The sequence below is a fragment of the Clostridium sp. JS66 genome (assembly GCF_033561535.1).
Lineage (GTDB): Bacteria > Bacillota > Clostridia > Clostridiales > Clostridiaceae > Clostridium_AM > Clostridium_AM carboxidivorans.
The window spans coordinates 113940-126877 of record NZ_CP131467.1 but is presented as its reverse complement, the minus strand read 5'-3'; the positions used below and the strand labels follow the sequence as shown (position 1 = coordinate 126877).

The 12938-nt window shown below is 29.9% G+C and carries 10 protein-coding genes, 1 riboswitch and 1 other annotated feature; of the genes, 3 read left to right on the top strand and 7 right to left on the bottom strand.

What is annotated here, in order from left to right; all coding sequences use genetic code 11:
* Nucleotides 1–128: 128 nt before the first annotated feature.
* Nucleotides 129–3233, bottom strand: coding sequence for an isoleucine--tRNA ligase (gene ileS / locus Q6H37_RS00620; RefSeq protein WP_318738698.1), 3105 nt, complete (start codon nucleotides 3231–3233; stop codon nucleotides 129–131).
* Nucleotides 3234–3330: 97 nt separating this feature from the next.
* Nucleotides 3331–3559 (bottom strand) — a binding site (T-box leader).
* 85 nt (nucleotides 3560–3644) lie between these two features.
* Nucleotides 3645–5465 carry an N-acetylmuramoyl-L-alanine amidase gene (locus tag Q6H37_RS00615; RefSeq protein ID WP_318738697.1) on the bottom strand — a complete coding sequence of 607 codons (1821 nt, stop codon included), beginning with the start codon at nucleotides 5463–5465 and terminating at the stop codon, nucleotides 3645–3647.
* A gap of 203 nt (nucleotides 5466–5668) precedes the next feature.
* Here Q6H37_RS00615 and Q6H37_RS00610 point away from each other — a divergent pair, with 203 nt between their 5' ends.
* Nucleotides 5669–6301, top strand: coding sequence for an MBL fold metallo-hydrolase (locus Q6H37_RS00610; protein ID WP_318738696.1), 633 nt, complete (start codon nucleotides 5669–5671; stop codon nucleotides 6299–6301).
* Nucleotides 6302–6320: 19 nt separating this feature from the next.
* On the opposite strand, the gene nrdG is transcribed toward Q6H37_RS00610, so the two are convergent.
* Both nrdG and nrdD read right to left on the bottom strand, forming a co-directional pair.
* A complete protein-coding gene (gene nrdG, locus Q6H37_RS00605) occupies nucleotides 6321–6836 on the bottom strand; it encodes an anaerobic ribonucleoside-triphosphate reductase activating protein (protein WP_318738695.1) in 516 nt (171 codons plus the stop codon).
* A gap of 74 nt (nucleotides 6837–6910) precedes the next feature.
* A complete protein-coding gene (gene nrdD, locus Q6H37_RS00600; protein WP_318738694.1) occupies nucleotides 6911–9013 on the bottom strand; it encodes an anaerobic ribonucleoside-triphosphate reductase in 2103 nt (700 codons plus the stop codon).
* Between the two features lie 244 nt (nucleotides 9014–9257).
* Here nrdD and Q6H37_RS00595 point away from each other — a divergent pair, with 244 nt between their 5' ends.
* Together Q6H37_RS00595 and thiT are read left to right on the top strand one after the other, a co-directional pair.
* Nucleotides 9258–9434 carry a hypothetical protein gene (locus Q6H37_RS00595; RefSeq protein ID WP_007064001.1) on the top strand — a complete coding sequence of 59 codons (177 nt, stop codon included), beginning with the start codon at nucleotides 9258–9260 and terminating at the stop codon, nucleotides 9432–9434.
* Between the two features lie 43 nt (nucleotides 9435–9477).
* A riboswitch (TPP riboswitch) is annotated at nucleotides 9478–9582 on the top strand.
* Nucleotides 9583–9661: 79 nt separating this feature from the next.
* Entirely contained in the window at nucleotides 9662–10294 is a 633-nt protein-coding gene (gene thiT, locus Q6H37_RS00590) for an energy-coupled thiamine transporter ThiT (protein ID WP_318738693.1), read from the top strand.
* Between the two features lie 31 nt (nucleotides 10295–10325).
* On the opposite strand, the gene Q6H37_RS00585 is transcribed toward thiT, so the two are convergent.
* The 3 genes from Q6H37_RS00585 to Q6H37_RS00575 form a co-directional block, all read right to left on the bottom strand.
* Nucleotides 10326–11174 (bottom strand): Mrp/NBP35 family ATP-binding protein, encoded by an 849-nt coding sequence (locus Q6H37_RS00585; protein WP_318738692.1) that lies wholly within the window; start codon nucleotides 11172–11174, stop codon nucleotides 10326–10328.
* 62 nt (nucleotides 11175–11236) lie between these two features.
* Nucleotides 11237–12082, bottom strand: a complete 846-nt coding sequence (locus tag Q6H37_RS00580) for a hypothetical protein (RefSeq protein ID WP_318738691.1) — start codon at nucleotides 12080–12082, stop codon at nucleotides 11237–11239.
* 262 nt (nucleotides 12083–12344) lie between these two features.
* Nucleotides 12345–12932 carry a hypothetical protein gene (locus tag Q6H37_RS00575; protein WP_318738690.1) on the bottom strand — a complete coding sequence of 196 codons (588 nt, stop codon included), beginning with the start codon at nucleotides 12930–12932 and terminating at the stop codon, nucleotides 12345–12347.
* Nucleotides 12933–12938: the final 6 nt, after the last annotated feature.

Sequence of the window (12938 nt, the reverse complement as noted above, 5' to 3'; positions counted from 1 at the left end):
TATACTTATAAAACCCTTTTATTACAAGTTCCTTTGTAATATTTCTTTAATTTGCATTGTTAAAAGTAAAAATGTGTATAAGACTTTAAGTTATCTTATACACATTTAAATTCAAATCATGCAGATACTTATTTTACAACTTCTACAAACATATCGAAATCTTCACCATTTATTTTGCATCTGTTGTATTCTTTATTTGCATTATATACAACTTCAACTGATAACGTTTCTTTCTTTATTTCTTCCTCAAATTTCTTAACTATTGCTTCAAGCATTGGATTTGATGAAACATAAAGTTTTATTTTATCAGCTACTTCAAATCCACTTTCTTTTCTCATATTCTGTACTTTACTTAAAATTTCTCTAAGATTTCCAGCCTCTCTTAATTCTTCAGTAATATTTGTATCTAATACTACTCCTATAGTTCCTTCTCCAGCAAATGCAAAACCTTCAAGTCCCTGCATTGTAACAAGTAAGTTTTCTTCATTTAATTCTATCTCATTGTCATCAATATAGATTATTACAGTTTTTCCTTCTCTCATTTTCTGTGCAAGTTCCATTTGGTTAATTGCTGAAATTTTTTTTCTTATCTGAGGTATTAATTTCCCATACTTCTTTCCTATTACAGGTAAGTTCGGTTTTATATCAAAGTTAACATATTTAGATAAATCAGCACCAAATATTACTTCATTTACATTTAGCTCATCCTTTATAATATCTCCATAGTATTCTGGAAGAGATTTTGAACTTATAAGCATTTCTGAAAGAGGCTGTCTGTTCTTAATATTAGCTGAGTTTCTAGCACTTCTTCCTAATCTAACTACCTTATACGCTTCTTCCATATCTTCTTCTAGCTTTTTATCTACAAAGTTTTCATTATACTCAGGCCACTTGCATAAATGTAAACTCTCTACTGCATCTTTATCAATATTAACTACAAGATTTTGATATATTTCTTCTGTCATAAATGGTACAAATGGAGCTGCTATCTTTATCAATGTAGTAATAACTTTATATAAAGTTACATATGCTCCTATTTTGTCGTCAGCTAAACTTTCACTCCAAAATCTTGCTCTATTTCTTCTAACATACCAATTAGAAAGTTCATCTACAAAGTCTCCAATATTAGTAGCTGCTTGAGTAATTCTATAGTTATCCAAATGATCTTCTGTTTCCTTAATCAATGAATTTAATCTTGATATAACCCATTTATCCATTACATTATCGCTTACAAAGTCTTTATAATCTAAAGGATTAAAGTTATCTATATCTGCATATAACACATAGAATGAATATACATTCCATAAGGTTCCCAAGAACTTTCTCTGACTTTCTTGTACAGCTTCTTCGTAGAATCTTGATGGAAGCCATGGTGCACTTGCAGTATAGAAATACCATCTAGTTGCATCAGCACCTTCATTTTCAATCACTGTAGTAGGACTTAATACATTTCCCTTATGCTTTGACATTTTTAAACCATGTTTATCAAGTACATGACCTAATACTACACAATTTTCAAATGGACTCTTATCAAATATTACTGTAGATATAGCCATTAATGTATAAAACCATCCTCTAGTTTGATCTACAGCTTCTGAAATAAATTGTGCTGGGAAATTCTGTTCAAATAGTTCCTTATTTTCAAATGGATAGTGATGCTGAGCAAAAGGCATTGATCCTGAATCAAACCAACAATCAATTACTTCTGTAACTCTTGTCATTTCTTTTCCACAGTGTGGGCATTTCAATTTTACATTATCTATATATGGCTTATGAAGTTCTATATTTTCTGGTACATCTATTCCCTTTTGCTTAAGTTCTTCTATACTTCCTATACATTCTTTATGACCACAATCACATTCCCATATTGGAAGTGGAGTACCCCAATATCTTTCTCTACTTAAGCCCCAGTCTATAACATTTTCAACAAAGTTTCCAAATCTTCCTGTTCTAATATTATCAGGATACCAATTTGTATCATTTGTATTCTTAACTAATTTATCTCTTAAAGATGACATTTTTATAAACCAAGTTTGTCTTGGATAATATAATAATGGTGTATCACATCTCCAGCAGAATGGGTATGAGTGAGTAAATTTTTCTGCTTTATATAATATATTTTTTTCCTTTAAGTATTCTACAACCTTAGGATCTGCATCTTTTACAAACATACCTTTCCATGGTGTAACTGCATCCACAAATTTTCCTTCTGTATCTACAAGGTTAACTAATGGTATATCATTTTGCTTACATACTATGTTATCATCTTCACCAAATGCAGGTGCAATATGAACTATTCCTGTACCATCTGTTAATGTTACATAATCTCCATGAATTACATAATGTGCTTTTCCTTCAAAAGTTGCAAAATTAAACATAGGTTCATATTCTACGCCTAATAATTCTTCTCCATTAAATTTTCTTAAAACTTCATATTCACCTTCAAGTTTCCCTAAAAGTGCTTCTGCTAAAATTAAATGCTCATCATTATTTATAACTTCTACATAATCATATTTTTTATTTATTGCTAATGCCATATTACTTGGAAGTGTCCAAGGTGTAGTTGTCCAAGCTAAAATATGTTTATCTTCATTTTTAACTTTAAACTTAACAAAAACTGATGTTTCTTTTACATCTTTATATCCTTGCGAAACTTCATGTGAAGAAAGGGCTGTTCCGCATCTTGGGCAATATGGTACTATTTTATGGCCTTTATATAAAAGATCTTTATTCCATATGCTCTTTAATGCCCACCAAACTGATTCTATATAATTATTATCATAAGTTATATAAGGTTTTTCCATGTCAACCCAGTAACCCACACTCTTAGTCATTTCTTCCCATTGGCTCACATATGTAAAAACGCTGCCTTTACATTTTTTTATGAAGTCTTCTACTCCATATTCCTCAATTTGAGGTTTTCCTGAAATACCAAGAGTTTTTTCAACTTCAAGTTCAACTGGAAGTCCATGAGTATCCCAACCAGCTTTTCTTAATACTTTGTAACCTTTCATAACCTTATATCTAGGAATTAAATCCTTCATTACTCTTGTTAATACATGCCCTACATGAGGTTTTCCATTAGCTGTTGGTGGTCCATCATAAAAAGTAAAATATTCTCCGTCCTCATTTAAATCAAAGTTTTTCTTAATTATATTCCTAGCATCCCAGAATTTCATTATATCTTTTTCCATATCCACGAAGCTTCTGGAATTATCAATTTTTTTGTACATATTTTTAGCCCCTTTCTAGTTTATTATGTAATTTTTTACTATTCCAATTTTTTTATACTTGTTTATAAATATTTACAATATAAAAAAACTTCATCCAAAATAGGACGAAGTTTATATTCGTTATACCACCTATGGGTAAAAATTTTAAGCACAATCATACTCTATCCTTTAACGCAGGATAACGGAAAAACTTACTAGAGCGGCAAAACTTATTCTGCTTTTCAACTCCCAGGGGATTTTCTTTAAACTTTTTCTGTGAATTTTCACCATTCTTCACTCTCTGTAAGTAACTTGGTTTAAATACTTTTCCTGTTCAACATCTTTAATATAATATATTTTAAATTTTTATTACAATTTCTTTTTATTATATTATAAGGTTTTTTAGTTGTCAATTATTTAATAAAAATTTTGCTATTTTCCAACACATTGCAATATTCCATCAGCAATGGCTTGTGCAAATTTTTGTCTATATTCATCACTACTTAATTTTGCAGCATCCGAAGGATTTGTTAGAAATCCTAATTCCGTTAATACTGCTGATGCATTTGTATGCTTTACGACATAAAGCCAATTACCATCCTTTAAACCTCTATCATATGTACCTATTTCATTTACAATGCTATTTTGTATAGCTTGTGCTAACCTAGTTGCTTCTGGGTTATCCTGGTTTACCAAAGTCTCTGTGCCATACGCTGATGATGAATCAAAAGAATTACAGTGAATGCACACAAAATACTTGGCATTTGCATTATTTGATACATCACAACGCTTTTGTAAACTAGTTGTAACATCCATAGGAATTGATCTTTCATCCTGTGTTCTTGTATATACTACCTTTATTCCATGATTCTCAAGTATCTTTCCTAATCTTAATCCCACTGATAGAGTAACATCATCTTCTTGCAGTCCATTTATACCACTAGCTCCTGTGTCACTTCCCCTACCATGTCCTGGATCAATACATATTGTTGTACCTGAATCTGGCGTTGGTACTGGAGCCGGAGTTGGAGTTGGTATTGGAACTGGAGTTGGCGCTACTACTGTTAAAATAAGCTTCACAGCTTTACTATATCCTGCCACTGTTCCTTCATAAGTATGAGCTCCTGCATTAGATGTATCTGCTTTTTTACTATTCCAAATTACAGGAACCTTTTTGCTGCTTCCATCACTCATAGATGCTGTCATATTTAAAGGAAGATCATATGTACCACCTTGATTAACAGATGCAGTAACGTCAGAAATTGATTTTACAGTAACATTTTTACTGACCAAACTTAAAGATTTTAAAATTCCATTTGCTATATCATTAGCGCTTTTATTTTGAAAATCGCTTGTAGCTAAAGCTGAACCTTCTTCTGCATTACTCATAAATCCTAGCTCAACCATTACAGCACTTCCATTAGTTCCTCTTAATATTTCATGCTGTGGTAAACCTACTTTTATTCCCCTATTATTAAATCCAGTATTACTAACAAGTTCACCTTGAACCGCTTGCGCTAACTGTTTTGCCACGTTATCTGAATCCCTATAATAAGTTTCTATACCTTTAGTTGATGGATTTTCTGGATAAGTATTGCAACGTATGCTTATAAAATAGTCAGCTTTTGCATTATTAGCTATAGTAAAACGTGATTTTAAGTCATTGTCACTATTCCAAGATACATTATCACTAGTTCTTGTATATACTACCTTTACTCCGTTATTCTCCAACACTTTTCCTAATTTTAAAGCAACTGCTAAATCTATATCCTTTTCTTTTACACCTGAAGCTGAAACATGTCCTGCATCGTTTCCGCCATGTGCTGCATCAATACAAACAGTATATGCACTATTTGTATTATTGACACTCTTAGTTGAAAATTTCATTTCCTCAGCTTGTGTTAGTTTCTTACCTGACGAAGATTTTATATTATTTATAGCTAAACTATAATTTTTGCCATACTGATACTGTACCTTTGGTGAAACTATCACTGACTTATTATCACTACCTACAGTTAGACTTACAGGTACTGTTTGTCCACTTTCATCTTTTACTATAAAATTAGATTCACTTATAGTACTTTTATCTATCTCTTTATTAAATTTCACCGTCCATGACTTATTTATATCTACTCCGTTTCTTATTCCACTACTAACAGAATCATCTGCCTTTACATGTGTAAGTGTACCAAACATACATAAAACTAGGAAAAGGCTAAAAACTACAAGTATGCTTGATCTTTTGAATTTCAAAAAACCACCTCCAAATTTATATTAATACTATATTATTCGTATTTTTTTTATCATACATTACCATTATTATAATATAAAAAAGTCAGTTTTACACTTAAAAACTTTTTTTATAGTTAATTTTGGTGTATAAATATATATAGATAAAAAAAGCTATAATATAAATATACATATACAATAATATTTTTTAAGAGAGGTGTTATTTTATGATAATAACTTGGCTTGGTCACTCATCCTTCTTAATAGAAGATTCTCATGGAAGAAAAGTTTTAACAGATCCTTTTGATAAAAGTGTTGGATACAAATTATTTGAAGGAGATGTGGACTTGGTTACAGTAAGTCATCATCACTTTGATCATGACTACACTGAAAAAATAAAATATGATAATTTAATAGATAAATCAGGTTTTTTTAACTTATCTGATATTCCAATAACGGGTATTCCTTCTTATCATGATAAAGTTAAAGGTGCCAAAAGAGGTGAAAACGTAATTTTTATTTTAGATATAGATGGTTATAAAGTTTGTCATCTCGGCGACTTAGGATATGTTTTATCTCAAGAGGAGATTGAAAACTTAGGACACATAGATGTATTGCTTATACCTATAGGTGGTAATTACACTATAAACGGTAAAGAAGCATCTCAAGTAGCGAAAGCTATAAATAGTCCTATTATTATTCCTATGCACTATAAAACTCCTTTACTTTCTTTTGAACTAGAAGGTTTAGAAAACTTTCTAACTTATATGAAAAGCGGTGAGAAAGTAGGTAGTAACAAACTAGTCATAGAAGGTCCATTAGAAAATAAAAGTATTGTTAAGATTTTAAATTTTAATTAGAGATTATACATATCTCTAATTAAAATTCTAAGGTTATTATTTGTTTCATATTTAAAGTTTTTTTTACATCTATAATCCTCTGATTACTCGAACCCCTGTACTTCAAGTTATTACTTTTCTTATCTTCTTCAAACTTTCCATCAACTAACACATCTATATTATTTAATAGTTGTTCCCAGCCTTCATGTTCATTCCTATGTTCAAATATATATTCAAAAGTATATCCTGTATAACACCATATGTTTAAATTAGTTTCTTTTATTTTTTCAGCCATATATGCAAATTTACTTGCTTGTTCAAAAGGGTCTCCTCCTGAAAAGGTTATACCCTTCAACATAGGATTCTTTCTTATATCATCCAGCAGTTCATCCATATCCCTAAGTTCACCACCATCATAACAATGAGTACTTGGATTAAAACAGCCTCTGCAATTATGCTTACATCCTTGTGAAAACAATACACGTCTTAGACCAGGACCATTCACTAAGCTTTCATAAATTATTCCTGATAGTCTTATACTTTTATTTAAACTCATCTCAATCCCTCCAAGTCTGATTAGTTTAAAAGACAGAGATATAACCTCTCTGTCTTTACATTAATAAATATCATTTAATAAACATGCTTATTACTGCCTTGAGATAATCGATCTGATCTTTCTGCTACCTTTCCCGATCCAAACCTTTCATCTAAAGAAAGATATCCTGTTACTCTTGATATACCCTGTATATTATCACTTCCACATTTAGGACAACTCTCTTCATCATGAAGATATGTTCCACAACATCTACAATATCTTATATGAAAGTTAATGCCCATATAACTTATATTTGTATTATCATAAGCATAATTTAATATATCCATTATAGTTTCTGCTGCAGGATAGTCATCTAATTCTATATAGCTTATATGTCCAGCGTTACATAACTTATGATAAGGTGCCTCTATATCAATTTTATCTTTTATGGATATAGGAAACCCTACTGGTATATGATAAGAATTAGTATAGTAATCTTTATCAGTTACTCCCTTTATATTTCCAAATATTTTTTGGTCTTGAACTATAAACTTACCACTTAAACCTTCTGCTGGAGTAGCATAGCAACTCCAATTTAAATGAGTTTCTTCTATTAATTTATCCATGTAACTTCTAATATGGGAGACTACCTCTACCCCTAATTTTCTAGAATTTTCATCTTCACCATGATGTTTACCTGTTAAGGCTATTAAAGTTTCAGCTAATCCTATAAATCCCACAGACCATGTTCCTTGCTTTAATATTGGCTCTATAGAGTCATCAGGTCCTAAATTTTCAGATCCTTTCATAAGTCCTTGACCAGCTACAAAAGGTAAATCTTTAACTCTTAATCTCTTAAGTATGTTGTATCTATGCATTAGAGCTTCTTTTGCAAGTTCTAATTTGCCGTCCAAAAGTTTAAAAAACTTACTTATATCTTTTTTTGCTACAATTCCAAGTCTAGGCAAATTTATAGTAGTTGGAGCTATATTTCCTCTACCTTTTGTTCCTGGCTCTCCATTTACATTAGCACATACATAAGTTCTACATCCCATAGTAGCAGGAACTACACCTTGGTCATAATAAAATTTATTAAAATCTGCATCTAAATTCATAAAAGTAGGATTCATTCTTTTTGCAGCTACTCTGCAAGCTAACTTAAACAAGTAATAGTAAGGGTCTCCTGGTTCCTTATTTACACCTTTCTTTACCCTAAATATTATATTAGGAAAAATAGGCTGTTCTCCCATTCCTAAACCTTTTTCATATTCTGTTAAAAATACTTCGCAAACTAGTGCTGAATCATCACAATTAGGTATACCAATATTTATAGAACTGAAAGGCACTTGTGAACCAGCTCTTGAATGCATGGTGTTTAAATTATAAACAATCCCCTGCATTGACTGCTCTACAGCTCTTCTAAGCTTTTTTTCCACGAGGTTATTTACTTTTTCTTCATCTATGCCCAAACCTGTAAGTTCATTCCTTATTTCTTTTCTTGTAGGTTCTATAAACACTCCCATATCATTATCAAAATCTGGATGAGACTGTCCTCCAAACATATCATTTTGAGTTGACTGCAAAAGTATACATGAAAGTTCTGCTGCTGACTCTATTCTTCTAGGAGGTCTTATATTCCCATAACCTGTATTAAAACCTCTTGTTAGTATTTCTCTTGTAGGTATATGTAAACAGTTGGTAGTTAAATTATAACTATCTAAATCGTGATAGTATATGTCTCCATTTTCATGTGCCTTAGCTAAATATTTAGGCATAATAGATAAGTTGTGCCACTTATTTGATTCACTGGCTATCCTAAGCAGCTTTGAGCTAAAATTATTACCTACATTTGCATTATCCCTATCGGTTTCTACTCCTATTTTTTCAATAGCTTTCATTAAATCAGATTTTATTTCTCTAATTTTATTTCTTTCTTTTCTATAATTACAATAAGCTGTTCCAATTTCTCTGTAGTCATTTTCTAAAAGTGTTTTTTCAACAAAGTTTTGTATTTGTTCCACATTTATTTCATTAGCATCAAGTTCTTCTAATTGTTTTATAACTTTTTGCGTTAGTTCTATAAATTCACTTTCCTTTAAATCATAACCTATTTCTTCTGAAGAGCCCTTTATGGCATTAGTTATTTTTATAGAGTCAAACTCTACTTCTCTGCCATCTCTCTTCACAACATGTAGCATACAACATTCCTCCAAACTACAATATATTGTGTTAAGCACGTTGATATTATACTATGGGAAAATTTTTTAGGCAATTTTTTAATTAGGGTTAAGGCTATATTAAAACAATTTAGTTTTACTTACCTCTAAATTCTTTTGTTTTTTACTAAACATTATGATTTGATATTTAAATTTTATCAGATATTTTTTTATTTTATTGAATAATTAACTAGTAAATGCAAAAAATATCACAGAGGTGACTTCTATGATTGGAAAAATTATTGATATAAATTTTACAGATGCATTTGTAAATTTCGAAGATGGAACAACACTAGACATTGGAATTTCACATTTACCACCTAATTCCAAAATAGGCGATTCTGTAAATGTTAATCCTAATTCTATTAAAATGAAAAATGATAAACTCATAGATTTATTTTAATTCATTGAAATATTTGGAAATATGTATTATAATAATTTTATTAAGGTAGTGCTAGGGGTGCCTCTTTGAGGCTGAGAGATAAAATATTTTATTAACCCTTGTACCTGATCTGGATAATACCAGCGTAGGAAAGCGATAATACATGTAACTTTCTAATGTATAATCAATTTTATACATTCTTCTTATTTTCAGTATTCAGGTACCTCTTAGCACAAAGGAGGTATTTCATGTCACTTAGTAAAAATTTTTTAGAAATTGTTTCACACCCAACATCCTTATTTGCTCTTTTAGCTCTAATATTATTTATACTTTTCATTGCAAAAGTAAAAAATGTAAAATTTAATACTCATCTTATTACTCAAATAGGAATTGCTTTAGCTTTAGCAACAATACTTAAGATTTTTAGAATTTATCACCTTCCTCAAGGTGGAAGTGTAACATTAGGTAGTATGATTCCTATTATTTTAATGGCTTTGCTTTATGGTCCTGAAGTAGGATTTATTACAGGCTTTCTGTATGGCATAATAACGCTTATTCTAGATCCATATATTCTTCAGCCAGTTCAAGTTTTATTCGATTATCCTTTGCCATTTATGGCTTTAGGACTAGCTGGATACTTTAAGAATAATAAACTACTAGCTACCTTTGTCGCGGTGTTTGGGCGTTTCATATGTCACTTTATATCGGGCGTGGTGTTCTTCGGAAGTTTTGCTCCAAAAGGTATGTCACCTGCAGTGTACTCACTTATGTCAAATGGTATTTTCTTAAGTATAGAAGGTGCTATATGTTTAGTAATCATTGCAGCATTACCAATAAAACAGCTATCTGTAATGGCAACTAAAAAAATCCCTCAAAATTAAAAATAAGAAAGCTTTAAGCTTTCTTATTTTTTTACATTATCCTATTTTTTAAGTTATTTATTAATTCTTGATATTCATCTGATTTTGCTAAAAATTCTTCTACTGTCCCATTCTCCATACTTTCAACTAAATCTAAATTTATAGGCATTTCTGCAAGAAGTGGTACTCCTAAATGTTCAGCATGCTCTTGAGCAGATTTTTTACTAAATACATTTATTTTTTCTCCACACTTTTCACATTTAATATAGGACATATTTTCTACTACACCAATTACACTTATGCCCATTTTTTGAGCCATAATAATTACTTTTTTAACTATCATTGATACCATATCTTGAGGTGTAGAAACTACCACCAATCCTTCTAGTGGTAACTCCTGCATTATAGTTAATGCAATATCTCCTGTTCCTGGTGGCATATCTATAAGAAGATAGTCTAATTCATCCCATTCAGTATCTGTATACATTTGTTTTAATACTCCTGTAATCACTGGTCCTCTCCATATAACTGGTTGTTCTTCTTCCTCTGTTAAAAGATTTAAGGATATAACCTTAATTCCAGTTGAAGTTTCTACAGGTCTAAACTTTATTTCCTCACTGTCTCCTACCTGAAGCATGTCTGCTCTCTCATTATTTATACCAAAAAATCTAGGCATTGAAGGACCTGTTATATCACCATCTAGCACTCCAACTTTATGTCCTTCCTTACTTAACTTGGCTGCCAATATACCTGTAACAGTTGACTTACCAACTCCACCTTTTCCACTTATAACACCTATTATATGCTTTATCTTACCATATTTAGGCTCTAATTTATTATTACACCCTACTCCTGCACTATTGCAGTTTCCTTTGCTTGAACAACTATCACAATTACTCATTGCTGCTTCCTCCCTGTGATATAAAAATTTATTTATAAATTTTATAAACATGCTTAAACAAATTAAAATTTATCAGGTTTAGTATCTGTAATATTGAAATTCCAACTTGCATTCTTATATTCATCACTTATGTAGTATTTTTTTTCAGTTTTTGTTTTTTTATCCCACAAATTCACAATACCTTTATACATTGTAGATTTATATCCTTCAGTACTTATTGTTAACCATATATCGTAATTTTCCTTATCTTTATCTGCTACTGATACATTTTTAAACTTACCACTTAAATCACTATTAAAATCTTGCAAATCTGTAGATAATATAAATTTAGCAGAATTTATATCACTTTTTAAATTTATACCAACACTTTTATCTTTATTATCACCTTTTAAATATTGATCTAAAACATTAATTATAGATTTATAATAAACCTCTTTAAAATTCTTTGGTGGTTGTCTTATCTTCCAATAATTGTTTATTATATTACTATCTATTCTTTTAGATACAATATATGTTTTTCCATCACCATAAAAATTACCTGAATCCTTTTTATCTAAACCTGTAATATAATTAAATTTATGTACCTTATTATTTCCCTCATCCATTTCAAATGTATAATCAGGTTCCAATGAGGATTTTTGGCTTGCCTCTTTTGCAGTAGACAACACATCATATATTTCATTGATAACATTCTTATCTGTAACTGTAAATCTAAATCCTTGATCCCTTGTGTTTTGTATTACTATTTTCTCTATCTTACCTTGTTTTATGTACTCAAAATCATTATTTTTAAGTCCAACCTTAACCTTAAGATCGTTAATTTTGGTACATCCAGATGCAGTAAAACAAAATAATAAAACCATAAATATAATCATAATTTTACTATTCTTTATTTTTCTAATTCTCATTTCACACAATTCCCTCCTGAACCTTAAGAACTTATAGATAACTTTATTTTTAATTTACTTATATTATAAAGAACTATTCCAGATACCAAGGCAAATATACCTATAAATTGTGATGTAGAAAACATGCCTACATTTCCTCTCTACCATAATACAATAAAAAAAATACAAGTGCAAAACATATCCCAAAAATTTAAAAAATGTCAACAATATTATAGCATATAAAAAAACTGCGATGCAGTTTTTTTAATTCACAGTTTATTTATTATTCTTTATAATTAAAAGTCTGTACTATAGTTTTAAATATTGTTGGCATGCTTTCCTTAAAGTTATCTTCTGATACAAAAAAAGAAAATCTCATAAACTTATCCTTATTTTTTATAAAATATTCATATCCTTTATAATCCTTATTATTAGATGTAATTATAGTATACTCAACTAAATATCCATCTTTATTGTTTATTTTAATTGGTTTTATTTCGTAACTCTTATATAAATTTTGCTCACTAGATATTTTCTTACTTTCCTCTAGAAAAGCTTTTAAATCCGTATTTAAATTCCATACTTCCACAAATCCATGAATTTTTAAATCTTTAGTATTAAAATCATTATGATATATAATTTCATTGCCGGGAAATTTTTGTTCTTTAGTAGACCATTCTGCAGGCAATTTATAAGTAAATTTTTTATCTAATGCTTCATATTGTACTAAAGAATTTATATTATTCTGTATTAATGCAGTAAACTTAAGCCTTGCATCAAAATTCTTTTCTAAACTGAATAAAACAAGCATTAGACCAATTATAATTATAGTTACCCCTAACCTTTTCCTATTTATTATTATTACCTTCATCTTAAT

Excerpts from the sequence above, each read along its gene's own strand:
- ileS (WP_318738698.1), bottom strand. The coding sequence starts at position 3,233 with ATGTACAAAAAAATTGATAATTCCAGAAGCTTCGTGGATATGGAAAAA.
- Q6H37_RS00610 (WP_318738696.1), top strand. The coding sequence starts at position 5,669 with ATGATAATAACTTGGCTTGGTCACTCATCCTTCTTAATAGAAGATTCT.
- nrdG (WP_318738695.1), bottom strand. The coding sequence starts at position 6,836 with ATGAGTTTAAATAAAAGTATAAGACTATCAGGAATAATTTATGAAAGC.
- nrdD (WP_318738694.1), bottom strand. The coding sequence starts at position 9,013 with ATGCTACATGTTGTGAAGAGAGATGGCAGAGAAGTAGAGTTTGACTCT.
- Q6H37_RS00595 (WP_007064001.1), top strand. The coding sequence starts at position 9,258 with ATGATTGGAAAAATTATTGATATAAATTTTACAGATGCATTTGTAAAT.
- thiT (WP_318738693.1), top strand. The coding sequence starts at position 9,662 with ATGTCACTTAGTAAAAATTTTTTAGAAATTGTTTCACACCCAACATCC.
- Q6H37_RS00585 (WP_318738692.1), bottom strand. The coding sequence starts at position 11,174 with ATGAGTAATTGTGATAGTTGTTCAAGCAAAGGAAACTGCAATAGTGCA.
- Q6H37_RS00580 (WP_318738691.1), bottom strand. The coding sequence starts at position 12,082 with ATGAGAATTAGAAAAATAAAGAATAGTAAAATTATGATTATATTTATG.
- Q6H37_RS00575 (WP_318738690.1), bottom strand. The coding sequence starts at position 12,932 with ATGAAGGTAATAATAATAAATAGGAAAAGGTTAGGGGTAACTATAATT.